This is a genomic window from Achromobacter sp. 77 (assembly GCF_020541125.1).
GTDB lineage: Bacteria > Pseudomonadota > Gammaproteobacteria > Burkholderiales > Burkholderiaceae_B > Achromobacter > Achromobacter mucicolens.
This window is the reverse complement of record NZ_CP059848.1, coordinates 3,210,553-3,234,669: the sequence shown is the minus strand read 5'-3', so window position 1 is coordinate 3,234,669 and position 24,117 is coordinate 3,210,553. Positions and strand designations below refer to the sequence as shown.

19 protein-coding genes are annotated in these 24,117 nt (G+C 66.5%); 14 read left to right on the top strand and 5 right to left on the bottom strand.

Features of this window, described 5'->3' with window-relative positions:
- Positions 1-52: 52 nt before the first annotated feature.
- On the top strand, positions 53-673 hold the full coding sequence (locus H4P35_RS14910; RefSeq protein WP_226849475.1) for an imm11 family protein: 621 nt from the start codon (positions 53-55) through the stop codon (positions 671-673).
- 75 nt (positions 674-748) lie between these two features.
- Here H4P35_RS14910 and H4P35_RS14905 read toward each other — a convergent pair whose 3' ends face one another.
- On the bottom strand, positions 749-2,362 hold the full coding sequence (locus tag H4P35_RS14905) for an NAD(P)/FAD-dependent oxidoreductase (RefSeq protein WP_226846104.1): 1,614 nt from the start codon (positions 2,360-2,362) through the stop codon (positions 749-751).
- Positions 2,363-2,712: 350 nt separating this feature from the next.
- On the opposite strand from H4P35_RS14905, the gene H4P35_RS14900 reads away from it, so the two are divergent.
- From H4P35_RS14900 to H4P35_RS14880, 5 genes are all read left to right on the top strand, one after another.
- Positions 2,713-3,426 carry a gluconate 2-dehydrogenase subunit 3 family protein gene (locus tag H4P35_RS14900; RefSeq protein ID WP_180098562.1) on the top strand — a complete coding sequence of 238 codons (714 nt, stop codon included), beginning with the start codon at positions 2,713-2,715 and terminating at the stop codon, positions 3,424-3,426.
- A gap of 3 nt (positions 3,427-3,429) precedes the next feature.
- On the top strand, positions 3,430-5,205 hold the full coding sequence (locus H4P35_RS14895) for a GMC family oxidoreductase (RefSeq protein ID WP_226846103.1): 1,776 nt from the start codon (positions 3,430-3,432) through the stop codon (positions 5,203-5,205).
- Positions 5,206-5,217: 12 nt separating this feature from the next.
- Positions 5,218-6,537 (top strand): cytochrome c, encoded by a 1,320-nt coding sequence (locus H4P35_RS14890; protein ID WP_180098564.1) that lies wholly within the window; start codon positions 5,218-5,220, stop codon positions 6,535-6,537.
- A gap of 261 nt (positions 6,538-6,798) precedes the next feature.
- A complete protein-coding gene (locus tag H4P35_RS14885) occupies positions 6,799-8,445 on the top strand; it encodes a VRR-NUC domain-containing protein (RefSeq protein WP_226846102.1) in 1,647 nt (548 codons plus the stop codon).
- Complete coding sequence (locus H4P35_RS14880; protein ID WP_226846101.1) at positions 8,442-10,712, top strand: ATP-dependent DNA helicase; 2,271 nt, start codon at positions 8,442-8,444, stop codon at positions 10,710-10,712. The genes H4P35_RS14885 and H4P35_RS14880 overlap by 4 nt, the downstream gene beginning before the upstream one ends.
- Positions 10,713-10,724: 12 nt before the next feature.
- On the opposite strand, the gene H4P35_RS14875 is transcribed toward H4P35_RS14880, so the two are convergent.
- On the bottom strand, positions 10,725-11,087 hold the full coding sequence (locus tag H4P35_RS14875) for a group III truncated hemoglobin (protein ID WP_226849474.1): 363 nt from the start codon (positions 11,085-11,087) through the stop codon (positions 10,725-10,727).
- Positions 11,088-11,453: 366 nt separating this feature from the next.
- Here H4P35_RS14875 and H4P35_RS14870 point away from each other — a divergent pair, with 366 nt between their 5' ends.
- The 8 genes from H4P35_RS14870 (at position 11,454) to H4P35_RS14835 (ending at position 21,648) form a co-directional block, all read left to right on the top strand.
- The gene (locus H4P35_RS14870) at positions 11,454-12,932 is read left to right on the top strand and encodes an amidase (RefSeq protein WP_226846100.1); all 1,479 of its coding nucleotides are present in this window, start codon (positions 11,454-11,456) and stop codon (positions 12,930-12,932) included.
- Positions 12,933-13,172: 240 nt separating this feature from the next.
- Positions 13,173-14,792 (top strand): methyl-accepting chemotaxis protein, encoded by a 1,620-nt coding sequence (locus H4P35_RS14865; protein ID WP_226846099.1) that lies wholly within the window; start codon positions 13,173-13,175, stop codon positions 14,790-14,792.
- Between the two features lie 8 nt (positions 14,793-14,800).
- Positions 14,801-15,343 carry a chemotaxis protein CheW gene (locus H4P35_RS14860; protein ID WP_226846098.1) on the top strand — a complete coding sequence of 181 codons (543 nt, stop codon included), beginning with the start codon at positions 14,801-14,803 and terminating at the stop codon, positions 15,341-15,343.
- Positions 15,340-16,626 (top strand): protein-glutamate O-methyltransferase CheR, encoded by a 1,287-nt coding sequence (locus H4P35_RS14855; RefSeq protein ID WP_226846097.1) that lies wholly within the window; start codon positions 15,340-15,342, stop codon positions 16,624-16,626. Before H4P35_RS14860 ends, H4P35_RS14855 begins: the two co-directional genes overlap by 4 nt.
- A 4-nt stretch (positions 16,627-16,630) precedes the next feature.
- A complete protein-coding gene (locus H4P35_RS14850) occupies positions 16,631-17,281 on the top strand; it encodes a chemotaxis protein CheW (RefSeq protein ID WP_226846096.1) in 651 nt (216 codons plus the stop codon).
- Positions 17,278-19,593, top strand: coding sequence for a hybrid sensor histidine kinase/response regulator (locus H4P35_RS14845; RefSeq protein ID WP_226846095.1), 2,316 nt, complete (start codon positions 17,278-17,280; stop codon positions 19,591-19,593). Before H4P35_RS14850 ends, H4P35_RS14845 begins: the two co-directional genes overlap by 4 nt.
- On the top strand, positions 19,590-20,600 hold the full coding sequence (locus H4P35_RS14840; RefSeq protein WP_056318132.1) for a chemotaxis response regulator protein-glutamate methylesterase: 1,011 nt from the start codon (positions 19,590-19,592) through the stop codon (positions 20,598-20,600). Before H4P35_RS14845 ends, H4P35_RS14840 begins: the two co-directional genes overlap by 4 nt.
- A gap of 34 nt (positions 20,601-20,634) precedes the next feature.
- Positions 20,635-21,648, top strand: a complete 1,014-nt coding sequence (locus H4P35_RS14835) for a PleD family two-component system response regulator (RefSeq protein WP_056318137.1) — start codon at positions 20,635-20,637, stop codon at positions 21,646-21,648.
- 27 nt (positions 21,649-21,675) lie between these two features.
- On the opposite strand, the gene H4P35_RS14830 is transcribed toward H4P35_RS14835, so the two are convergent.
- From H4P35_RS14830 to H4P35_RS14820, 3 genes are read right to left on the bottom strand one after another with little or no spacing between them, the layout of a single operon-like run.
- Positions 21,676-22,335, bottom strand: a complete 660-nt coding sequence (locus H4P35_RS14830; RefSeq protein WP_226846094.1) for a GntR family transcriptional regulator — start codon at positions 22,333-22,335, stop codon at positions 21,676-21,678.
- 54 nt (positions 22,336-22,389) lie between these two features.
- Positions 22,390-23,442 (bottom strand): NAD(P)-dependent oxidoreductase, encoded by a 1,053-nt coding sequence (locus tag H4P35_RS14825; protein WP_226846093.1) that lies wholly within the window; start codon positions 23,440-23,442, stop codon positions 22,390-22,392.
- A gap of 2 nt (positions 23,443-23,444) precedes the next feature.
- Positions 23,445-24,116, bottom strand: a complete 672-nt coding sequence (locus tag H4P35_RS14820; RefSeq protein WP_056318150.1) for an RraA family protein — start codon at positions 24,114-24,116, stop codon at positions 23,445-23,447.
- Position 24,117: the final 1 nt, after the last annotated feature.

The following is a 24,117-nucleotide window of genomic DNA, read 5'->3' as shown; positions in this document are numbered from 1 at the left end:
CGTTGGCGGTACGATGGTGAGCCTTGGATCTGCCCCGGAGAATGCTCACGTGATGACGTTTGAATCGCAGAAGGGAAAATACTTCGTCCTTAGCGCAAGCCACTGGAGCGATGGCATTGGCCCGGGCCTGGTAATCGCCAACGAGGAAAAGCTGATTCGGCCCGGCATGTACACGATGGAACCGCCCGACGGCGATCCTTCGCAATATTGCGAACGGCCGCACATCGTCCATGTGCCGGAAGAAGGCGGAGCGCTTCGGCAATTCGAGCAGTGGTGCGGCATCTGGATCGTCTCGGAGCCGTTGAAGCGAGTGTTCGAATCGGTTGATCCCGAGGCCTTTGTATTCAGCGCTTGCGACTATACGCAGGCCGACGGCTCGCCAGGACCGCAATATTATTTTTGCAGCGTGATTCGCACGCTCGATGCGCTGGATGTGGGAGCGTCGCGGGTCAAGAAAAAGTACGATCGTAATTTCCTGACCGGCGAAGACGAGCTGTATTACAGCGTCGTGGGCGGCGCTAATCTCGTATTTCGAGACGAGCGCGTCGGGAATGCACACATATTCCGCCAGACGCTGATGTCGATCGACCCGGTGGTCGACCGGGTGATGTATGACGCGCTGAATGCCGCGGATTTGGATGGCGTGCGGCTGCGGGACGCGGCGGATTTGTGATTGCAACTGCCGCCCGGCGAGTGCGCCGGGCGGCAGGCTGATCTTCACTTATCCCTAATCCCTGACCGCGACCCCTTAGCCCAGACGGCCCATGATGCTCAGCGCCACCGCTTCCGCAATCTTGATCCCGTCCACCCCCGCCGACAGAATTCCGCCCGCATAACCCGCACCTTCGCCCGCGGGAAACAATCCTTGCGTGTTGATGCTCTCCAGCGTCTCGTTATCGCGCTTGATGCGAATCGGCGACGACGTCCGCGTTTCCACGCCCGTCAGCACGGCATCGGGCATGTTGAAGCCTTTGATGGTCTTGTCGAACGCCGGCAATGCTTCGCGAATCGCAGTGATCGCGAAGTCGGGCAGGGCGGTGGCCAGATCGGTCAGGTGCACGCCCGGCGTGTACGACGGCTGCACCGCGCCAAATTCAGTCGACGCCTTGCCTTGCAGGAAATCGCCAACCAACTGCCCCGGCGCGCTGTAGTCGCGGCCGCCCAGCTCAAACGCCTGCGATTCCCACTTGCGCTGAAAGTCGACGCCGGCCAGCACGTGCTCGGGGTAGTCGACCTCAGGTGAAATCCCCACGACGATGCCGGCGTTGGCATTGCGTTCGTTGCGCGAATACTGGCTCATGCCGTTGGTGACGACGCGGTTCGGTTCGGACGTGGCCGCGACGACGGTGCCGCCGGGGCACATGCAGAAGCTGTACACGGAGCGGCCGTTGCTGGCGTGATGCACCAGTTTGTAGTCGGCGGCACCCAGGATGGGGTGGCCGGCGTTGGGGCCGAAGCGTGCGCGGTCGATGAGCGATTGCGGGTGTTCGATCCGAAAGCCGATGGAGAAGGGCTTGGCTTCCATGAAGACGCCCTGGTCCAGCAGCATCTGGAAGGTGTCGCGGGCACTGTGGCCGATGGCCAGGACGACGTGGTCGGCTTCGATGTGTTCGCCGTTTGCCAACGTGACGCCGGTGACCTTGCCGTTCTCGCGGTGCAGGGTTTCAACGCGGCTGGAGAAGCGGACTTCGCCGCCCAGCTTGGTGATGGTGTCGCGCATGACTTCGACCATGCCGACCAGGCGGAACGTACCGATGTGGGGTTTGCTGACGTAAAGGATTTCTTCAGGCGCGCCGGCCAGGACGAATTCCTTCAGCACCTTTTCGCCGTAGTGTTTGGGATCCTTGATCTGGCTGTAGAGCTTGCCGTCCGAGAACGTGCCCGCGCCGCCTTCGCCGAATTGAACGTTGGAATCGGGATTCAGGATGCGCTTGCGCCAGAGGCCCCAGGTGTCCTTGGTGCGTTCGCGCACGGCCTTGCCGCGTTCCAGGATGATGGGCTTGAAGCCCATTTGCGCCAGGACCAGGCCGGCAAAGAGGCCACAGGGCCCGGTGCCGATGACGATGGGGCGCTTGGCGAGCGTGGCGGGCGCCTGGGCGACGAATTTGTATTCGGTGTCCGGAGACGGCTTGACGTTGCGGTCGTCGTGAAAGCGCTCGAGGATTGCGGCTTCGTTGGCCACGTCCACATCCAGCGCATAGATGAGCAGGATGTTGTGCTTTTTGCGCGCGTCGTAGCTGCGCAGGAAGATGGTGAAGCCGTTCAGGTCGCTGGCCGGAATGCCCAGTTTCTTGAGGATTGCCGCGGGCAGTTCCTCGGGCGTGTGGTTCAACGGCAGCTTGATTTCAGACAGACGCAACATGCTTGGGGTCCAGACAAATGGGCGATCACAACGTCGCCAAACGCGGATTGTACTGGACGGCCGACGACGGTTTTTGTTCACCTTGCTGTCAGAAAGCAATGCTTTTCAGATGTTCTTACGTTGTCCTTAATGCAAAAGACTTTTCCACGTCAAGAAATTCCAACTGATACGGTCGAACGAGCGGATCAGAAGCGCATAATGCCGACACCTGCTCTTACGTCCCTTTTCAAAGAGCAGTCTTGATCTTGAGCAAGAAAAGAGCATGTTGTCACTAGCTCGGGCAGTTCGTGTTTCCAGGTTGCATGTTCGGTAGCGCGCTAGGACAACTTGGAATATTCACGGAGATGTCCATGACTGATGACGCACAACCGCGCCGGCGGTTTCTGCAGGCGATGGCCATTGTGCCAGCGTCGACGCTGGCGGTCGGCGGCCTGACCGTCGGCTGTACCAACGCCGCCGACGGCAATGCCGCAAAGGCGGCCAAGCCGTACGAGCCCACCTATTTCACCAAGGCCGAATGGGCCTTCATCGTGGCCGCGGTGGATCACCTGATTCCCGCCGACGAGTACGGCCCTGGCGCCATCGCGGCCGGCGTGCCGGAGTTCATCGATCGTCAGATGGAAACGCCCTTTGGCCACGGCAAGCTGTGGTACATGGACGGGCCGTTCCACACCGACCAGGTGCCTGAACTGGGCTACCAGCTCGACCAGAATCCCCGCCAGGTCTATCGCAACGGCATCGAGGCCTGTGATGCCTGGTGCGTGAAAACGCACGGCAAGGCATACGCCGAGCTGGACAAGGCCTTGCAGGAGCAGATCCTGAAGGATCTGCAGTCCGGCAAGATCGCGTTCGAATCCGTGCCGTCCAAGACGTTCTTCAGCTTCCTGCTTGCCAACACGAAGGAAGGCTTTCTCGCCGATCCGATCTATGGCGGCAACAAGGGCATGGTGGGCTGGAAGATGGTGGGCTTTCCCGGCGCGCGCGCCGACTTCATGGACTGGGCGGACCAGCCCAACGTCAAGTACCCCTATGGCCCCGTGTCGATCTCTGGGGAGAAGGGTTAAATCATGGCGATCAAGAAAGACAAAGTTGATGCGGTATTGGTCGGGTTCGGCTGGACGGGCGCCATTCTGGGCCAGGAGCTGACCGAAGCGGGCCTGCAGGTGCTGGCGCTGGAGCGCGGCGGCATGCAGGACACGCCCAAGGATGCCGAGTATCCCAAGGTGATCGACGAGCTGAAGTATTCGGTTCGCGGCTATCTGTTCCAGGACCTGTCCAAGGAAACCGTCACGATCCGCCACAACGTGGACGACGTGGCCGTGCCGTACCGCCAGAACGGTTCGTTCCTGTTGGGAACGGGCGTGGGCGGCGCGGGCTTTCACTGGAACGGCATGCACTACCGTGTGCTGCCCGAAGAACTGGAACTGCGCACGCGCTACGAAACGCGCTACGGCAAGAAGTTCATTCCGGAAGGCATGACCATCCAGGACTTCGGCGTGACCTACGACGAACTGGAGCCGTACTTCTCCAAGTTCGAATACGTCTGTGGCACGTCGGGCAAGGCCGGCAACCTGAACGGCAAGATCGTCGAAGGCGGCAACCCGCTGGAAGGCAAGCGCAGCAAGGAATTCCCGCTGCCGCCGCTGGCCACGACCCACGGGGCGTCGCTGTTCGAGAAGGCCGCGCGCGAAGTCGGCTTCAACCCGTATCCCACGCCGGCCGCCAACGCGTCGGGCCCGTACACCAACTCGTACGGCGTGCGTCTTGGCCCCTGTAATTTCTGCGGGTTCTGCGAGAACTACGGCTGCTACATGTATTCCAAGGCCTCGCCGCAGACGACGATTCTGCCGGTGCTGCTGAAGAAGCCCAATTTTGAGCTGCGCACGCAGGCGCAGGTCATCAAGGTCATTCTGGATTCGAGCGGCAAGAAGGCCGTCGGCGTGACGTACATCGACGCGAAGGGCCAGGAGATCGAGCAGCCTGCCGACCTGGTGATCCTGTCGGCCTACCAGATGCACAACGTGCGCCTGTTGCTGTTGTCGGGCATCGGCAAGCCGTATGACCCGAAGACCAACGAAGGCGTGGTGGGCAAGAACTACGCCTACCAGATGAACGGTGGGGTCAATGTGCTGTTGCCCAAGGGCACGCAGCTCAATCCTTTCGTCGGCACGGGCGCGGGTGGCGTGGGCATGGACGACCTGAACGGCGACCAGTTCGACCACGGGCCGCTGGGTTTCCTGGGCGGCGCCAGCATTCGCCATGTGCGCACGGGCGGGCGTCCCATCAAGCAGACGCCCACGCCGCCGGGCACCGCGACCTGGGGCACGGCCTGGAAGGCCGGCGTGCAGGATGCGTACCAGCGTTACATGACGATCGGCATTTCGGGTTCGGTGATGTCGTACCGCGACGCCTACCTGTCGTTGGATCCGACCTACAAGGATGCCTACGGCCAGCCGCTCTTGCGCATGACGTTCGATTGGCACGACAACGAGTTCGACATGCTGGGCTACATGGGCAAGCGCATGGAGACCGTGGCCAAGGCGATGAACCCCGAGAAGTATTTCGTGGGCGTGCGCAAGAAGGGTTCGCACTACGACACGCGCGTTTATCAGAGCACGCACAACACGGGCGGCGCCATCATGGGCAGCAACCCGAAGGAAAGCGTCGTCAACAAGTACCTGCAAAGCTGGGACGTGCCGAACGTGTTCGTGATGGGCGCCTGTGTGTTCCCGCAGAACATGGGCTACAACCCGACCGGTCTGGTCGGCGCGCTGGCCTACTGGGCGGCGCAGGCGATCCGCGAGCAGTATCTGAAGAACCCCGGCCCGCTGGTCCAGGCTTAAGGAGACGGAACAATGATCAAGCACACCATTGTTGCGGCCTTCTCGGCCCTCGTTGCCAGCGCCGCGTTCGCGGCCGACGGCACGCCAGCGTCCAGCGACGCGCAGATGATCAAGCAGGGCGAATACCTGTCGCGCGCCGGCGACTGTATCGCCTGCCACACGGCCAAGGGCGGCAAGCCTTTTGCCGGCGGCCTGGGCATCGATTCGCCGCTGGGCATGATCTATTCGACGAACATCACGCCGGACAAGGAAACGGGCATCGGCAATTATTCGTACGAGGACTTCGACCGGGCCGTGCGCCACGGCGTGGCCAAGGACGGACATTCGCTGTACCCGGCCATGCCGTACACCGCGTACGCCAACGTCACGCCCGAGGATGTGAAGGCCCTGTACGCCTACTTCATGCACGGCGTCGAGCCCGTGAAGCAGGAGAACAAGGACACCGACATCGTCTGGCCGATGTCCATGCGATGGCCGCTGACGGTGTGGCGCTGGATGTTCGCGCCTGACGTTGCGACGGCGCCTGTCACGGTGAACACGAGCGGCGCGGAAAAGCAGGCGCTGCTGCGCGGCCAGTACCTCGTCGAGGGCCTGGGCCATTGCAGCACCTGCCACACGCCGCGCGGCGTGGCCTTGCAGGAAAAGGCGCTGACCGACGCGGACGGCTCGGCCTTCCTGTCGGGCGGCGTGGTGGAAGGCTGGCTGGCCAAGAACCTGCGCGGCGACGCGACCGACGGCCTGGGCAGCTGGAGCAAGGAGGACATTGCGACCTTCCTGAAGTCCGGCCGCAACGGCCATTCGGCGGCGTTTGGCGGCATGGCCCAGGTGGTTGAGGACAGCACCCAGCATCTGACCGATGACGACCTGAACGCCATCGCGGTGTACCTGAAGAGCCTGCCGCCCGTGAACAAGGACGCGACCAAGCCGCTGGCCTATGACGAAACCGTGGCGCAAGCGCTGCGGTCCGGCAAGGACAAGAGCGACGGCGCGATGGCCTTCCTGAACAACTGCGCGGCCTGCCATCGCAGCACGGGCAAGGGCTATACCGAAACGTTCCCGCAGCTGGCATTGAGCTCGACGGTCAACTCGGCCGATCCGGCCTCGCTGATCCACATCGTGCTCAAGGGCGCGCAGATGCCGGGCACGGCCTCGGCGCCCACCGCGTACGCGATGCCGGGCTTCGACTGGCGCATGACCGACAAGGAAGTTGCCGATGTCGTGAGCTTCGTGCGGTCGAGCTGGGGCAACAAGGGCGCGGCGGTCAGCGCGTCCGACGTTGCCAAGGTCCGCAAGGAAATCGGCGCGGCGCCGCAACCGGTGCGCGCGCAGTGATGTGACGATGTCGTGATTGACTGTCCCGCCTTGTGATGGGCGGGACGGCAAACGGCGCCGGAGAGCACAGGCTTTCCGGCGCCGTTTTTCATGCGTGAGTAGATGAGCCGCCGACCTGCCGAGTTTTCCCTGCGCGAGAGGCGGTGCGGGCAGTTTGGGGCGGGCGGCGGGTTGCCGGGCGGCCCCGGGCCTGCGGTTCAGCGAAGACTGCCGGCCTGCTATGATTACTGGATAAATAAACAGTCCAGCCGGCCGCCGCCGATGTTGCCCCCGCACCGTTACTACTATCTCCACAATTTCCAGCGCGCGCTGGCGTGGGTCTCGGACCGCTACGCCGATCTGCTGGACGAGGACGATTGCCGCTTTCTGGCGGACTTCGCGGCGTTGCCTCAGGCGTCGCAGGCGTTGATGGTGCGCATGCTGATGCGGCGCGGACCATGGTTTCGCGCCAGCCGGCTGGTGTACGAAGAGATCCCGGCCGTCGAGGAAGCGGCCCGGCCGCTCGAAGCGCTGGGGTGGCTGGACCGGCGCGCGCCGATGGCGCTGGATGAACTGTTCGTGCTGTTGACCAAGCCCGAGCTCTGCCGGGTGTTCGCCTCGCACGCGGCAGCCAGGCCGGGCGTGCGCAAGGCCGACATGCTTGAAGCGCTGCGCGCCGATCTGACGCAAACCCGGCCATTCTGCGATTGGGCGCCGCAATCCGCCGAAGCCGTCTGGCGTGTGCTGGTGGCGGACCGTTGCGAACGCCTGCGCCTCATGTTCTTCGGCAATCTGCATCAGGATTGGTCGGAGTTCGTGCTGGCGGACCTGGGCGTGTTCCAGTACGAGACCGTGCCGTTCGATGCGGCGTCGCGGGCCTTTCAGACGCGGGCGGACGTGGATTGCTATCTGGCGCTGCACGCCTGCCGCCAGGCGCTGGACGAGGGGGCGGCGGTGGACGATCTGTTGCAGGCGGCGCAGGCGTGCATCAGCGGCAACGCATGGCTGGAAAAGCGCCGCGCCAAGGTGTTGCTGCGCATTGGTCAAGCCTGCGAACGCGCACAGGACTGGGAAGCCGCCCAGCGCGTGTACGCGGCCTGCGGCTATCCCGGCGCGCGGCATCGGCGCATCCGCGTGTACGAAAGGATGCAGCGCTTCGAAGACGCCATGACGCTGGCCCAGCAAGCCGCCAGCGCGCCCGAAAGCGAGGAAGAGAGCCAGCGCGTGGCACGCATGATGCCGCGGCTGCGGCGCGGGCTGGGGCAGGGCGCGGCGGCACGCGCCGCGGCACCGATCCTGCCGCGCACGGAGCTGGCGCTGGCCCGCCCGGCGCAACCGTCCGCGGTCGAATACGTGACGCGCGATCACCTGCATCACGACGACGCGCCGGTGCACTATGTCGAGAACGCGCTGATCAATTCGCTGTTCGGATTGCTGTGCTGGCCGGCCGTGTTCGCACCGCTGCCGGGCGCGTTCTTTCACCCGTTCCAACGCGGTCCTGCGGATCTGGAAGCCCCGGATTTTCATGCCCGGCGTCAGGCGCAGTTCGAGGCCTGCCTGGCCCTCCTTGACACGCCGGCTTACCGGGACGTGATTCTGCAGCGTTATGCGGACAAGGCGGGCCTGCAGTCGCCGTTCGTGTTTTGGGGCGCCTTGTCCGAAGCGTTGCTGGCGCAGGCGCTGGATTGCCTGCCGGCCGCGCACCTGAAGCTTTTCTTCACGCGGCTGCTGCGCGACGTCAAGGGCAACCGCACCGGTCTGCCCGATCTGGTGCGCTTCTGGCCCGCCGAGCGCCGCTATGAACTGATCGAGGTGAAGGGGCCGGGCGACAAGCTGCAGGACAACCAGATCCGCTGGCTGCAATATTGCGTCGCGCACGGCATGCCGGTGCGCGTGTGCCACGTGAGCTGGTTGCAGGAGGCCGCATGAGCTATGCGGTGGCGGTGCGGGCATTGTGCGAATTCACGGCGCGGGCGGGGGATCTGGACTTGCGTTTCACGCCCGCGCCCAGCGGCCTGGAAGGCATGGCTGGCCATGCGGCCGTGACAGGGCGCCGTGGGCCGGACTACGAAACCGAAGTGTCGCTGTCGGGCGTGTTCGGTGACCTGCTGGTGCGCGGGCGTGCTGATGGCTACGACCCTGCCGCCAACCAGCTCGAAGAGATCAAGACCTACCGCGGGCAGTTCGACAGCGTGCGCGAAAACCACCGCGTGGTGCATTGGGCGCAGGCAAAGGTGTACGGCCATCTGCTGTGCCAGGCGCGGGGCCTGGCCGACGTGCGGGTGGCGCTGGTGTACTACAACGTGGCGACCGAGGAAGAGACCGTACTGGTGGAGACCCACCAGGCGGCGGACCTTGCCGCGTTCTTCCAGCTGCAATGCGAGCGTTTCCTGGCATGGGCCAAGACCGAACTCGCGCACCGGCAGGCGCGTGACGCAGCGCTGGAGACGTTGGCGTTTCCGCATGGCGAGTTCCGCGCCGGGCAGCGCGATCTGGCGGTAGCCGTGTACCGCACGGCGCGCGATGGGCGCTGCCTGATGGCGCAGGCGCCCACGGGCATCGGCAAGACGCTGGGCACGATCTTTCCGCTGCTCAAGGCCAGTCCGGGCACGGGCTTGGACAAGGTGTTCTTCCTGGCGGCAAAGGGGTCGGGCCGGGGGCTGGCGGTCGAGGCGCTGGAAACCATCAATGCGCAGCCCGCCAAGCCTGGCTTGCGCATTCTGGATCTGCAAGCGCGCGATAAAAGCTGCGTACATCCGGATCTGGCTTGCCATGGCGATTCCTGCCCGCTGGCGCGCGGCTTCTACGACCGCCTGCCGCAGGCCCGCGCCGCGGCGCTTGAATACACGCGGCTGGACGCGCCCGCCGTGCGCGCCACCGCGCTTGCGCACGACGTGTGTCCCTACTACCTGTCGCAGGAGCTGATCCGCTGGAGCGACGTGGTGGTGGGCGACTACAACTACTACTACGACGCCACGGCCATGCTGCATGCGCTGACGCAGGCGCATCAATGGAAGGTGGCCGTGCTGGTCGACGAGGCCCATAACCTGGTGGATCGTGCGCGGCGCATGTACACCGGCGAACTCGACCAGAGCCGGTTGACCGCCGCGCGGTACGCGGCGCCCAAGGCACTGAAGAAATCGCTGGACGGGCTGCACCGGTCGTGGAACGCGCTGAACAAGAAGCAGGCCGAACGCTATCAGGCCTACGATGCCGCGCCGGCCGGCGTGCTGACGGCGGTGCAGAAGGCGGTGGCGGCCATCACCGAGTTCATCGGCCAGACGCCGCTGCCGCAGGACGATCCTTTACTTGGGTTCTATTTCGAGGCGTTGCATTTCATGCGGTTGGCCGAGCAATTCGGCTCGCACGCGCTATTCGATGTGACGCTTGGCGACGCCGGCGTCAGCAGCGCCAAGACCCCGCCTTCGACGCTGTGCGTGCGCAATGTGATTCCCGCGCCGTATCTGGCCGCCCGGCATGCCGCGGCCCACGCGACGGTGCTGTTCTCCGGCACGCTGAGTCCGCAGCAGTTTTACCGGGACACGCTGGGCTTGCCCAAGGACACCCCGTGGATCGATGTGGCCGCGCCGTTCAAGGCCAACCAGCTGGCGGTGCGCGTCGTGGGCAACGTGTCCACGCGCTTTCGCGATCGCGAACGTTCGCTGGCGCCCATCGCGGACCTGATCGCGCGCCAGTACGCCGAGCGGCCGGGCAATTACCTGGGCTTTCTGAGCAGCTTCGACTATCTGAAACGCGTGGCCGACCTGATGCGGGAGCGCCATCCGCAGGTGCCGATCTGGTTGCAGACGCCGGGCATGGACGAGCCGGGGCGGGCGGCCTTCCTGGCGCGGTTCACCGAAACGGGGCAGGGGGTGGGGTTTGCGGTGCTGGGCGGCGCGTTCTCGGAAGGCGTGGACCTGCCGGGCAAGCGGCTGATCGGCGCCTTCATTGCGACGCTGGGCCTGCCGCAGGTCAATCCGGTGAACGAGAACATGAAGCGCGCCATGGACATGCGCTATGGCGAGGAGAACGGGTACGACTACACATATCTGTACCCGGGCATGCAGAAGGTGGTGCAGGCGGCCGGCCGGGTCATCCGGACCGAACACGATGAGGGCACGGTGCACCTCATTGATGACCGCTATCGGCGCGCCAAGGTGCGCGGACTGTTGCCGGGGTGGTGGCGCGTGGACTGACCTTGCAAGGCGTCAGGCGGGGCGCAGTTCGGTCAGCGGCTGGTTGGGATCGCGCGATAGCTGGTAGCCGTACCACAGGCTGCGGGCCATGCGCCTGGCCATTTCCTGCGCGGCGTCGGCCAGGGCGCGATTGGGCAGGGCGTCGGTGGTTTCGCTAAAAAGGACCAGCCAGCGTTCGAAAAGTTCGGCCTTCAGGTTGGGCATGGCCGCGTGCTTGGGCATGGGCATGCCCGTGAAGCGCCGGGTGCCCAGAATCACGGCGGACCAGAAATCCGAGAGCGTGGACAGGTGTTCGTCCCAGTCGTGCACCATGCCATTGAAGATGGGGCCCAGGGCTTCGTCGGCGCGCGCCTTGCCGTAAAAGGTGTGGACCATGTCCTGGATTTCGGCTTCGGTGCAGAGGTCGTCGGGGGCGGTGGTGGTCAAGAGAGTCTCCGGGCGGGATGGCAGGAGGCGATGTTAGGACGGCGGGCGAATCGCGCGGTTTGACCTGGCGCAATTGTCGGCAGGGTTGCTTGAGCCAATCGCTAAGACCCGCCTGGCGGAAATTGCCGGGATGGGGCCGTGCGGGCAGGCACGTTGACGGCGTCCGCCGCGCCTGACAACCGGCGCTTTTCCCAGGCGCGGGGCCACCGATTTGCGTAGTATTGTCGCGATGCGCGCGGCCGGCCGCCGCGCTGCGCCCCATGACAACATGCGCGCCCGGCGAATCCGCGGCGCGCGCCCAGGAGACGAAAAGCCATGCCGACTTCCGCCCCGCTCAATGACATCGTGGCCATGCCCGCGCATTCGCTGTCGGACGCCATCCGTGGCCGCCGGGTGTCCTGCCGCGAAGTGATGCAGGCGTATCTGGCGCATATCGACCAGGTCAATCCCAAGCTGAACGCCATCGTCGCGCGCCGCGACAGCGACGAGCTGCTGCGCGAAGCCGATGCGCGCGATGCGCAGCTGGCCGCGGGGCAGTGGCAGGGGTGGCTGCATGGCATGCCGCAGGCGCCCAAGGACCTGACCGCCGTGCGCGGCATGGTCACGTCGATGGGCTCGCTGGTCTACAAGGACACGGTGACGCAGCATGACTCCATCCTGGTCGAGCGCATGCGCGCCGCCGGCGCGATCTTCATCGGCCGCAGCAATGTGCCGGAGTTCGGTCTGGGCTCGCACACCTACAACCGCGTGTATGGCGCCACCGGCAATCCCTACGACGCCACCAAGACGGCGGGCGGCAGCAGCGGCGGGGCGGCGGCGGCACTGGCCGCGCGCATGCTGCCTGTGGCGGACGGCAGCGACTTTGGCGGTTCGCTGCGCAACCCGGCGGCCTTTTGCAACGTGTACGGCATGCGCCCCTCGGCCGGCCGCGTGCCGTCCGGCCCGTCGCCCGAAGTCTTTCTCAAGCAACTTTCCTACGAAGGCCCCATGGGCCGCACGCCGCGCGACGTGGCCCTGCTGCTGTCGGTGATCGCCGGCCACGACAAGCGCGCGCCGCTGTCGCTGACGGACGATCCGGCTCTGTACGCGCAGCCGCTGGACGTGGACCTTGCCGGCAAGCGGGTCGGCTGGCTGGGCGATTGGGACGGCTACCTGGCGATGGAGCCGGGCATCCTGGACCTGTGCGAGCAGGCGCTGAAGGATCTGGAGACGGCCGGCTGCCAGGTCGACGCCTACCGGGTGCCGTTCGCGGGCGACCGCCTGTGGCGCATCTGGCTGGCGCACCGTCACCTGATGGTGGGCGGGCAGTTCCACGACCTGGTCCACAATCCCGACACGAGAAAGCTGGTCAAGCCCGCGCTGATCTGGGAGGTCGAGGGGCTGGAAGGCATGACGGCCCGGCAGGTCTATCAGGCCACGGAAGAACGCAGCGCGTGGTATCAGGCTGTGCTGCGCATGTTTGAGGACGTGGACTTTTTGGCGGTGCCGTCCGCGCAAGTCTTTCCGTTCGACGTCAACCTGGATTGGCCCAAGGAGATCGCGGGGCGGCCCATGGACACGTATCACCGCTGGATGGAAACCGTCACGCCCTGGACGCTGGCCGGTTGCCCGGTCATCAGCGTGCCGGTGGGTTTCAATGCCGATGGGCTGCCGATGGGCATGCAGCTGATCGGTCCGCCCCGGGGCGACCTGGCCGTGCTGCAACTGGCGCACGCCTATGAAAAGGCCCGCGACTGGGTCCAGGACCGGCCGCCGGTCGCGCTGTGGCGCGCGGCCGGCTCACTGCAGATGTAACTGTTCGGACACGCGCGCGATTGATTTTATGTAAGAGACCTTTGCTTTTTTCCTACAAGGCCGCCATGTTTCGCGTTTTCCCGCGTTTTTCATGGCTGCGGCGCGGCACCTTTGTAATAATTGTCGAAATTTCCCATATTCCCGTAAAAAGCGCCGGGTGCGGCTTAGCCGGCGCGGGAATAACCCAGGGGCGTCCCGGCAGGGCGTCGACGAGTCGATTTAGGACAAAGGTCTCCCGGTATGAAGAATGTGACGCTCCGCCAAAGAATTCTGGTCAGTTTCCTGGCCATTCTGGCCATCATGACGCTGATGGTGGTGGTGGACTACCGGCGGCTTCTGCATGTCGAAGCAGAAGCGCAGATGATCAACACCGACGCGGTGCCCGGCATCTACTACAGCACGTCGATCCGGGCGTCATGGTTCGGCGGCTTCGTCGTGGTGCAGGACGCGTTCAACGCGCCCACCGAGGCCGACCGCCGTGTCGCGCTGGAAGCCCTGCCGCGTAACGACCAGCAGCTTGACGAGCACATCGAGTTCTACCGGCGCACGATTTCCCGGCAGGACGATCAGCAGATGTTCGACGCGTTCCAGAAGGAACTGCAGGAGTACAAGCGCATCCGCGCCGATATTCTTTCGCCGGCCATGCTGGCCGAACCGGCCCGCGCACAGGCTCGCATCGTGACCGAGCTGCGCCCCTCGTTCTACCGGGGGCGCGACATCCTGGCAAGGATGGTGAGCGAAAACAAGAAGCAGGCGGACGATGCCGCGGTCAGCATCCAGCAATCGGTGGAAGCGGCCGAGACAGGAATGATTGTGTCTCTGCTGATGGCCATTGCCGCGTCGATCGTGTGCGGCTACCTGCTCATGCGCGCCATCGCCAACCCCATGCGCGACATCGTCAAGACGCTGGAAGCCACCGGCAGCGGCGACCTGACCCGGCGCCTGAAGCTGGCGCGCAAGGACGAGTTCAACGCCATCGAAACGGGTTTCAACGGCATGGTCGACGAACTGACCGGCCTGGTGGGCAGGACGCAACGGTCGGCCGTGCAGGTGGCCACGTCGGTGACGGAAATTGCCGCGACGTCCAAGCAGCAGCAGGCCACCGCGTCGGAAGTGGCCGCCACCACGACGGAAATCGGCGCCACCTCGCGTGAGATCTCCGCGACGTCGCGCGAACTGGTGCGCACCATGACCGAAGTCTCCAGCGCGGCCGAGCAGACCGCCACGCTGGCGGGCAGCGGCCAGGTGGGTCTGGCGCGCATGGAAGACACGATGCGCAACGTTGTCGGGGCAGCGGGCTCGGTCAACGCCAAGCTGGCGGTGCTGAATGAAAAGGCCGGCAACATCACGCAGGTGGTGACCACGATCACCAAGGTTGCGGACCAGACCAATCTGTTGTCACTGAACGCGGCGATCGAGGCCGAGAAGGCCGGCGAGTACGGCCGCGGGTTTGTCGTGGTGGCCACCGAGATCCGCCGCCTTGCGGACCAGACGGCCGTGGCCACCTACGACATCGAGCAGATGGTGCGCGAGATCCAGTCGTCGGTGTCGGCCGGCGTGATGGGCATGGACAAGTTCTCCGAGGAAGTGCGCCGCGGCATGGCCGACATGCAGCAGGTGGGCGACCAGCTGTCGCAGATCATCCAGCAGGTGCAGACGCTGGCGCCGCGCGTGCAGATGGTCAACGAAGGCATGCAGGCCCAGGCCACCGGCGCCGAACAGATCAACCAGGCCTTGCAGCAGCTCAGCGACGCGGCCCAGCAGACAGTTGAATCGCTGCGGCAGTCCAGCCTTGCCATCGAAGAACTGACGCTGGTGGCCAATGACCTGCGCAGTGGCGTGTCGCGCTTCAAGGTGTGATTGCGTCCATGACTGCTTCCTCCGTCCGCCCACGTGCCGCCGCGGGCCATGCCGGCCCGGCGCGCCGGCTGTATCTGCTTTTCCGGATCGGCGCGGACCGCTATGCGCTGGACGCCGCGGACATCGCCGAAGTGCTGGGGCTGCGCGTCTTCAAGCAGGTGCCGGGCGCGCCGCATTGGGTCGCGGGCATGATGGAGCGCCGCGGCACGGCGGTGCCTGTCATCGACATGAGCGCGCTGGCCGGTGCAGGGGCGTGCGCCGCGGTGACCAGCACGCGGCTTGCGCTGGTGCGCTACCGCGCTGGTCCGGCCAGCGCCGAGCGCCTGCTTGGCCTGATCCTGGAGCAGGCCACCGAAACCGTCCACTACGACCCGGCGGCGTTTCAGCCGCATGCGCTGGACAATGCCGAGGCGCGCTATCTGGGTCCCGTTCTGTCCGACGCGCACGGCATGGTGCAAGCCGTCAGCGTGGATGACCTGTTGCCCGATTTCGTGCGGGCAATGTTGTTTCCGGCTGGTGGCGAGGCTGCGATGACTGAGGCGCAGCCATGAGCCTGATCGAGGAATTCAGCGGGCTGCTCAAGCGCCGCATGGGACTGGACAGCGGGTCCATCGGTCAGGCGGCCGTCGAGCGCGCCGTGCGGCACCGCATGCACGCGGCCGGCGTGGACGACGAGCAGGACTACCTGATGCGCGTGCAGGCCTGGCCCGACGAGATGCAGCAGCTGATTGAAGCCGTGATCGTGCCGGAGACCTGGTTCTTCCGATATCCGGAATCCCAGGTCGCCATGGCGACGCTGGCGCGCGAGCGCCTGTTTGCGCCGGGCTGCGAAAACCGCGTGCTTCGTGTGTTGAGCGTGCCGTGTTCCAGCGGTGAAGAGCCGTATTCCATTGCGATGGCGCTGCTGGATGCGGGCGTGCCGGCGCATCGGTTTCAGGTGGATGCGGTGGACATCAGCGTGCGCATGGTCGAATTTGCGCAGCGCGCCGTGTACGGCCGCAATTCGTTTCGCGGGGGCGATCTGGCGTTCCGCGACCGCCATTTTTCCGAAGTGCCGGAAGGCCATCAACTGGCGGCGCGGGTGCGCGGGCAGGTCCGGTTTCAGCCCGGCAACCTGTTCGATCCAAACTTGCTGGCAGGCGCCGCGCCGTATGACTTCGTGTTCTGCCGCAACCTGCTGATCTACTTCGACATGGCCACGCAGGAACGCGCCGTGCAAGTGCTCCGCCGGTTTGCGCGCGAGGACGGCTTGCTGTTCGTGGGACCCGCCGAAACCAGTCTTCTGACGGGCCGCCGCCTGCCGGCGGTGCCGCTGCCGCGGTCCTTTGCATTTCGCGCCACGCCCGCGCCGGCGCCGGTCGAGTCGCCGACGCCCGCGCGTGCGCCGCTGGCCGGCCAGCGGCCCCTTGTGCATGCCTGGACGCCGCCGCGCCGTCCGGTGGCGCAGGCGCCCGCGCCCCGGCTGCCCGTGCCGCATGCCGCGATCGCCGACGTGCCGTCCGCGCAAGGCGCGGGGCAGGCGGCCCAGGCGTCGCTGCGCGAGATCGCCGCGCTGGCCGACCTGGGCAGGGTGCGCGACGCGATGGCGCAGTGCCAGGCGCATCTGGACATTCATGGCGCCAGCGCCGAGGCCCTGCATCTGCAGGGCTTGCTGCTGGATGCGCAAGGCCAGTCGCGGCAGGCGCAGGCCGCATACCGCAAGGCGCTCTACCTGGATCCGAACCACCGCGAGGCGTTGCTGCATCTGGCCGCGCTGGTGGCGTCGGACGGGGATCAAGAAGGCGCCCGCCGCCTGCAGGCGCGCGCGGCGCGCGGGGAGGCGCGACGTGACTGACGCAATGGCATCGCTTTCTGGCGTGGACGACTGCTGGAACCGCATCGGCATCCGCGGGGACAAAAGCTGCGCGCAACTGGCCGAACACGTGCATTGCCGCAACTGTCCGGTGTATGCCGCGGCAGCCAAGCGCATCCTTGACCGTCTGCCGCCCGCCATGCAGGAAGACGAGGAAGCCGCGCCGCCGCAGCACGCGGCCAACCTGTCGTCGCTCCTGGTGTTCAGGATGCATCGTGAGTGGATAGGCCTGCCGACGCGATCGCTGGACGAGGTTGCCGGCACGCGAGGCATCATCAGCCTGCCGCACCGGCGTGATCCCGCCGTGCTTGGCATGACCAACGTGCGCGGCACGCTGACCGTCTGCGTATCGCTGACGCGCCTGTTGGGGCTGGACGCCGCGGCGCCGCATGCGCGCGAGCGGCCCGCCACCGCGCGCATGCTGATAGTCGGCGGCGCGGGCCGCGCCGTGGTGCTGCCGGTGGACGAAGTGGAGGGCATGCACGAAGTGGACCTGGACGCGCTTGAGCCGCTGCCCTCGACGGTGCAGGGCGCCAGCCTGAAGTACTCGCGCGGCGTGGCGCGCTGCGGCGGCCGCGCGGTGGGCGTGCTGGATGAAACCCTGCTGATGCAGGCATTGGAACGGAGCCTCGCGTGAATCCCGATCAGATGCGCGATGCGTCGCTGCTTGAACTGTTCCAGATCGAGACCCGCACCCAGGTGCAGGTGCTCAACGACGGGCTGCTCGCCCTGGAGAAAAATCCCACGTCCGCGCCGCAGCTCGAGGCCTGCATGCGTGCCGCCCACTCGCTCAAGGGCGCCGCGCGCATCGTGGACCTGCATCCGGCCGTGCGTATCGCGCACGCCATGGAAGACTGCCTTGTGGCCGCCCAGGAGGGCCGTCTGCGTCTGCAAGCCGCCGACATCGACGCCTTGCTGCTGGGCACGGACTTGCTGCAGCGTGTGGCCACGCCTGGCGTGGAGCTCGATGCCGAGATCGGCGACCTGGTGGCGCGGCTGAGCAGCGCGCCCAATCTGCCCGCCACGTCGTCGGCGGCGGTGGCGCGTCCTTCCCGGCCGAGCGGCCATCTGCCGCCGATACGCCTGACGGAAGATGCGCCCGTCCCGGCAGCCCCGGCGCCCGCAGACAAGCCCCAAGTGGTGGACGCGGCCGCCGCGGTGCCGCCCGCGCGCCGCAGTTCGGACCGCAGCGCGGGCGAGGGCGAGCGGGTGCTGCGAGTCACGGCCGATACGTTGAACAAGCTGCTGGGCCTGTCCAGCGAAACGCTGGTCGAGTCGCAATGGGTAGGGCCCTTCAGCGCCGCCATGCTGCGGCTGCGGCGGCTGCAGGCGGGCGCGGCGCACGCGCTGGACGGGGTGCGCGCCGTGCTGGCCGAACAGCAGCTCGATGCGCGCGGCCAGGCGGCACTGGACGATGCCCACCGCATCCTCGAACAATGCCAGCGGGAACTGACGCTGCGCGCCAGTGAAGTCGACGAATTCGGCTGGCGCATGAACCACCTGACGCGGCGGCTATACGACACCGCGCTCGCGTGCCGCATGCGGCCCTTTGGCGACGGCGTGGGCGGCATGGCGCGGATGGTGCGCGACCTGGGCCGCTCACTGGGAAAGCAGGTCCGCCTGGAGATCGAGGGCGAAGACACGCAGGTGGACCGGGACATCCTGGAAAAACTGGATGCGCCGCTCATGCACCTGTTGCGCAACGCCGTGGACCACGGCATCGAGTCGCCCGCGCAGCGCGAACTGACGGGCAAACCGGCCGAGGGCTTGATCACGCTGTCGGCACGCCATTCGGCGGGCATGCTGCTGGTCGAACTGGCCGACGACGGCTCCGGCATATCGCTGGATCACCTGCGCGAGGAAGTGGTCGAACGCAAGCTGACCAATGCGGAAACCGCGGCACGCCTGAGCGAAGCCGAACTGCTGGAATTCCTGTTCCTCTCGGGCTTCAGCACGCGCGACGAAGTGACTGAAATCTCCGGGCGCGGCGTTGGGCTGGACGTGGTGCAGACGATGGTGCGCCAGTTGCGCGGCGCCGTGCGGGTCCACCAGCAGCAGGGGCGGGGCACGCGTTTCGTGCTGGAGATGCCGCTGTCGCTGTCGGTGGTGCGCAGCCTGCTGGTCCAGGTGCAGGACGAGATCTACGCGTTTCCGCTTGCCTACGTCAGCCACGCGTTGCAGGTGGACGCCACCGACATCGAGCAGCTGGAAGGCCAACAGCACTTCCGTTTCCAGGGACGGCAGATCGGCCTGGTGTCGGCGCGGCAGATCCTGCGCGCCGGCGAGGCCGCCCCGGCCGCCGATACCTTGTCCGTGGTGGTGGTGGGCGATCATGACCGCCTCTACGGCATCGCCGTCGACCGGTACGTGGGCGAGCGCACGCTGGTCGTGCAGCCGCTGGACCCCCGGCTGGGCAAGGTGCAGGACGTCATGGCCGGCTCGCTGATGGACGACGGCACGCCGCTCCTGATTCTGGACGTCGAGGACATGCTGGTGTCCGTTCAGAAGCTTATCGAGGGCGGGCGCCTGTCGCGGGTGGACAGCGGGGCGGGCGCGGCGGCCGCGCGCCGCCGCAAGCGCGTGCTGGTGGTGGACGATTCATTGACGGTTCGCGAGCTTGAGCGCAAGCTGCTGCTGAACCGCGGGTTCGATGTGGCGGTCGCCGTGGACGGCATGGACGGCTGGAACATGTTGCGCAACGAGGACTTCGACCTGATCGTGACCGATGTCGACATGCCGCGGATGGACGGCATCGAACTGGTGACGCGCATCAAGGCCGACCCCAGGCTGCAGGCGCTGCCCGTCATGGTGGTGTCGTACAAGGACCGGGAAGAGGACCGGCAGCGCGGGCTGGACGCCGGCGCCGACTATTATCTGGCCAAGGGCAGCTTTCACGATGATGCGCTGCTCGACGCCGTGGAAGACCTCATCGGGAAGGCTCGGACGTGAGAATCGGGATCGTCAACGATATGCCGCTTGCCGTCGAAGTCCTGCGGCGCGTCATCGCGCTGGAACCCGGGCTGGAGATTGCCTGGACGGCGTCAGACGGCCTGGAGGCCGTGCAGCAATGCGCGCGCGACCGTCCCGATGTCGTGCTGATGGACCTCATCATGCCCGTCATGGACGGCGTCGAGGCCACGCGCCGCATCATGGCGGAAACGCCCTGCGCCATCGTGGTGGTGACCTCCGACGTGGCGGGCCATACCTCGCGCGTCTTCGATGCCATGGGGCACGGCGCACTGGATGCCGTGGACACGCCGATGGTGGGTGCGACGGACATGCGCACGGCCGCGGCGCCGCTGTTGCGCAAGATCCGCAACATCGGGTGGCTGATCGGCCGCTACGGCAACCGGCCGGCGCTCAGCCCGGTCAGCAAGCCCGCCGCGTCCGCCGGCGCGCGGCGCCTGCTTGCCATCGGCGCTTCGGCCGGCGGCCCGGCGACGCTGGCGCAGCTGCTGCGCGATCTTCCCCTGGATTTTCCAGCCGGTATCGTGCTGGTGCAGCATGTGGACGCCTCGTTCGCGGCCGGCATGGCCGACTGGCTCAATGACCAGGTGCCGCTGCCGGTCAGGCTGGCGCGCGAAGGCGAGTCGCCGCTGCCCGGCCAGGTGCTGCTCGCGGGCACGGATGATCATCTGGCGCTCTGCGAGGATGGTACCCTGCGGTACACCGACTGCCCCCGCGAAAGCCTGTATCGGCCTTCCATCGATGTTTTCTTCCATAGCGTGGCGCAGCACTGGCGCGGCATTGCGGTCGGCGTGCTGCTGACCGGCATGGGCCAGGACGGGGCGCGCGGCCTGAAGGCGCTGCGCGAACGCGGATGCCTCACCATCGCGCAGGACCAAGCCACCAGCGCGGTCTATGGCATGCCGAAAGCGGCTGCCGCCATGAAGGCCGCGGTCGAGATTCGGCCGCTCGATCAAATTGCGTCTCGCGTCATCCGGGCGTTTGCCTGAGGCGCGGCACAACGTAGGACATCAAGGACCCACTATGCTGCCATCCCCTGAAGACACGGTTTCCGCGGATCTCAATTCGCACGGGGCGATGGTGTTGCTCGTCGATGACCAGGTCATGGTGGGAGAAGCCATCCGGCGCGCGCTGGTGCCCGAAGCCAACATCGATTTCCACTATTGCTCGGATCCCTACAAGGCGCTGAGCGTGGCGATCCAGACGCGGCCCACGGTCATCCTGCAGGATCTGGTGCTGCCCGGCGTGGACGGCCTGTCCCTGGTGCGCGAATACCGCGGCCATCCCGTGACGCGCGACATCCCGATCATCGTCCTGTCCACCAAGGAAGATCCCGCCATCAAGAGTGCAGCCTTCGCGGCGGGGGCCAACGACTACCTGGTGAAATTGCCGGATTCGATCGAGCTGATTGCGCGCATCCGCTACCACTCGCGTTCCTATATGGCGCTGGTGCAGCGCGACGAAGCCTATCAGGCATTGCGCCAGAGCCAGCAGCAACTCTTGGAAAGCAACATGGAACTGCGCCGGCTCACCAATTCGGACGGCCTGACCGGGCTGGGCAACCGGCGCTATTTCGATGAGTACCTGAATGCCGAGTGGCAGCGCGCGGGCCGGGACAGCCGAGAGATCAGCATGCTGATGATCGACGTGGATCACTTCAAGTCCTACAACGACACCTACGGCCACATTGCGGGCGACGAAGCCCTCAAGCGCGTCGCCAACACCATCTTCGCCAGTTGCGACCGGTCCACCGACCTGGCGGCGCGTTTTGGCGGCGAGGAATTTGCGCTGGTGCTGCCGGGAACGCCCGGCGGCAGCGCGCGCCTGGCCGCCGAAAAGCTGCGCCGCGCAGTGGAAGCCATGCAGATTCCCCAACGCGACGCGGGCTTCGGGCCGTGGCTGACGGTGAGCATCGGTCTGGCGACCGCCGTGCCGCTGGACGGGCAACCGTGCACGGAGCTGATCCAGGCGGCCGACCGGGGCCTGTATGAAGCAAAGCGGCAGGGCCGCAACCGGGTGGTGCCGGGACAGATCTAAGGCGTCTGGCCGCCGGCCTGCGCGAGCCTACCCGCCCGTCTTCCTGTCCTTCCGGTGCGAGCGGAACAGAAGATGCGTTGACGCCAGGTGAAAGCGCACCGCGATCTGCGCGCATTCGGGGTCGCGCGCGCGGATCGCGGCGATGATCTGGCGGTGGTGTTCCACGCTGCGCAGCATGTCTTCGCGGCCGTAGAAATAGAACGAGCCGATGATGATCGGCATGTCCAGCAGGTTCTCGACCAGGGAGCGCACGCGCGCGGACTGCGCGGCCTCGAGCAGGGCGTGGTGGAACAGGTTGTTGTTGTGCTGGACCTGGGCGACGTGGTCGGGCGCGCCGGAATTGACCGCGTCGAGCATGCACTGGTTGATGCGTTCCAGCTCGTCGATCTGTTCGGGCGTGGCGCGTTCGGCGGCGGTCTTGGCGGCGTAGGGTTCGAGCAGCATGCGCAGCTCGAAGGCTTCGTCGATGTCGCGGTCCTGCCAGCCCAGCACGACCGCGCCGCGCCGGCCTTCGCGGGTGACCAGGCCGTCCGCAATCAGGCGTTCGATCGCGTTGCGCACGGGCGTGCGGCTGACCGAGAGCTGGGTGGCGATGTGTTCCTCGCGCAGCGGTTCGCCGGGCAGGAACGATCCGGCCATCAGGCGGCGGCGCAATTCGCCGTAGACGTAATCACTGGCGCTCGACATGAGGAGGCTGGCTCTTCCCGGTTTTCAAAGTTGCGACTATACCAACGGCGGACGCTACCCCTTCACCCCATGCTCGGCCAGACGCGCCAGAAAGCGCGGCCAGACCTCAGGGTTGACGAGGCGCGCGGGCTTGCGTCCGGCCAGCATGTCGATGATCTGCGTGGCCGAGCCCTGCGCCACCTTGCGGCGGCCTTCGTGCGTGACGCCGCCCGTGTGAAAGGCGGCGGCCACGTCGCGGCGGTGCAGCAGGCCGCTGCGTGGCGGCGGCGGCTCCACCTGCCAGACGTCCAGGCCCGCGCCGGCAAGATGGCCGGACTCAAGCGCGGCAAGCAGCGCGTCCTCGTCATGAATGCCGCCGCGCGCGGTGGAGACGAAGAGCGCGCCGCGCTTCATTCGGCGCAGCGCCGCCGCGCCGAACATCCCGCGCGTGACGGCGTTCAGCGGGCAGTGCAGGCTGACGATATCGGCCTGTTCCAGCAGCGCATCAAAGTTGACGGGCGCGGCGCCCCGTTCGGCGATCTGCGCGTCGGCCAGCAGCGGATCGTAGGCAATGACCTTCAAGCCGAAGCCGGCCGCGATACGGGCGACGCGGCGCCCGATCTCGCCGATGCCGACAATGCCGATCACGCGGCCTTCGATCTCGCGGCCCATCAGTGCCTCGCGGCTCACCGCGGTGCCCGCCCTGAGCGCGGCTTCCGATTCGCCCAGCCGCTTGACCAGCGACAACAGCAGGGCGAAGGTCATCTCGGCCACTGACGCGGCGTTGGCGCCGGCCTGGTTCACCACCGCCACGCCCGCGCGGGTGCAGGCGGCCACGTCGACCGTGTCGTAACCGGCGCCGCCGGACGAGACACACAGCAACTGAGGGCACTGGGCCAAGAGGTCGGCGGACACCTGCCACCGCGCGGGGACTTCGTCCTTGGCCGCGCTGACGTGGTAGGCATGGGCGCCGGCCAAGCCGGCCGCGGTCACCGCGTCGCCTTGCGCCGGCAGCACGCGCAGGTCCAGCGTGGCGTCCCGCGCGATCGCCTCGTCAAACGCGGGATCGATCCACAGATCCAGGCGCACGACGCGCAGATCGGGCCTGCTGACTGCCGCATCGCGCATGGCTAGACTCCCGTGCAACCCAGCGAGCGCAGGCGGGCGTCGATCCACGACGTGTCCAGCGTGCCGGCGGCGATATCGGCCAGCATCTTGGTTTCCACGTCGTGCTTTGCCGCTGCCGCCTGATAGATGGCTTCGGCCTGTTCGTACGGCACCGCGAGCAGTCCGTCGTCGTCACCCAGGATCAGGTCGCCCGGCGCGATGGTCATGCCGTCCAGCGCGACGACGCAGTTGATCTCGCCCGGTCCGTCCTTGTACGGCCCGCGGTGGGTGACGCCCGCCGCATAGACGGGGAAGGCGCTGCGGCGGATGGTGCCGCAGTCGCGGATGGCGCCGTTGATGATGATGCCCGCGATGCCGCGCGACTCGGCATAGGTGGTCATGATCTCGCCGATGATCGCGTTGGTCAGGTCGCCGCCGGCATCGACCACGATGACGTCGCCCGGCTGCGCGAGGCTGAGCGCCTTGTGCACCAGCAGGTTGTCGCCGGGACGTGTGCGCACCGTCAGGGCCGGCCCGGCCAGGGGCGTGCCGTCGTGCATGGGCCGCAGGCGAGCGCCGCCGGCCGTCATGCGCGACATGCAGTCGCTGACGTTGGCCACCGGCACCTGGCGGAATTTCTCGACGAGTTCCTTGCTGACCGCGCGTTGGCGGGCGTGGATTTCAAAACCTGTCATC

What these genes read in the sequence shown, in the direction of transcription:
- H4P35_RS14910 (WP_226849475.1), top strand. Translation starts at nt 53, where the DNA reads ATGACGTTTGAATCGCAGAAGGGAAAATACTTCGTCCTTAGCGCAAGC.
- H4P35_RS14905 (WP_226846104.1), bottom strand. Translation starts at nt 2,362, where the DNA reads ATGTTGCGTCTGTCTGAAATCAAGCTGCCGTTGAACCACACGCCCGAG.
- H4P35_RS14900 (WP_180098562.1), top strand. Translation starts at nt 2,713, where the DNA reads ATGACTGATGACGCACAACCGCGCCGGCGGTTTCTGCAGGCGATGGCC.
- H4P35_RS14895 (WP_226846103.1), top strand. Translation starts at nt 3,430, where the DNA reads ATGGCGATCAAGAAAGACAAAGTTGATGCGGTATTGGTCGGGTTCGGC.
- H4P35_RS14890 (WP_180098564.1), top strand. Translation starts at nt 5,218, where the DNA reads ATGATCAAGCACACCATTGTTGCGGCCTTCTCGGCCCTCGTTGCCAGC.
- H4P35_RS14885 (WP_226846102.1), top strand. Translation starts at nt 6,799, where the DNA reads ATGTTGCCCCCGCACCGTTACTACTATCTCCACAATTTCCAGCGCGCG.
- H4P35_RS14880 (WP_226846101.1), top strand. Translation starts at nt 8,442, where the DNA reads ATGAGCTATGCGGTGGCGGTGCGGGCATTGTGCGAATTCACGGCGCGG.
- H4P35_RS14875 (WP_226849474.1), bottom strand. Translation starts at nt 11,087, where the DNA reads ATGGTCCACACCTTTTACGGCAAGGCGCGCGCCGACGAAGCCCTGGGC.
- H4P35_RS14870 (WP_226846100.1), top strand. Translation starts at nt 11,454, where the DNA reads ATGCCGACTTCCGCCCCGCTCAATGACATCGTGGCCATGCCCGCGCAT.
- H4P35_RS14865 (WP_226846099.1), top strand. Translation starts at nt 13,173, where the DNA reads ATGAAGAATGTGACGCTCCGCCAAAGAATTCTGGTCAGTTTCCTGGCC.
- H4P35_RS14860 (WP_226846098.1), top strand. Translation starts at nt 14,801, where the DNA reads ATGACTGCTTCCTCCGTCCGCCCACGTGCCGCCGCGGGCCATGCCGGC.
- H4P35_RS14855 (WP_226846097.1), top strand. Translation starts at nt 15,340, where the DNA reads ATGAGCCTGATCGAGGAATTCAGCGGGCTGCTCAAGCGCCGCATGGGA.
- H4P35_RS14850 (WP_226846096.1), top strand. Translation starts at nt 16,631, where the DNA reads ATGGCATCGCTTTCTGGCGTGGACGACTGCTGGAACCGCATCGGCATC.
- H4P35_RS14835 (WP_056318137.1), top strand. Translation starts at nt 20,635, where the DNA reads ATGCTGCCATCCCCTGAAGACACGGTTTCCGCGGATCTCAATTCGCAC.
- H4P35_RS14830 (WP_226846094.1), bottom strand. Translation starts at nt 22,335, where the DNA reads ATGTCGAGCGCCAGTGATTACGTCTACGGCGAATTGCGCCGCCGCCTG.
- H4P35_RS14825 (WP_226846093.1), bottom strand. Translation starts at nt 23,442, where the DNA reads ATGCGCGATGCGGCAGTCAGCAGGCCCGATCTGCGCGTCGTGCGCCTG.
- H4P35_RS14820 (WP_056318150.1), bottom strand. Translation starts at nt 24,116, where the DNA reads ATGACAGGTTTTGAAATCCACGCCCGCCAACGCGCGGTCAGCAAGGAA.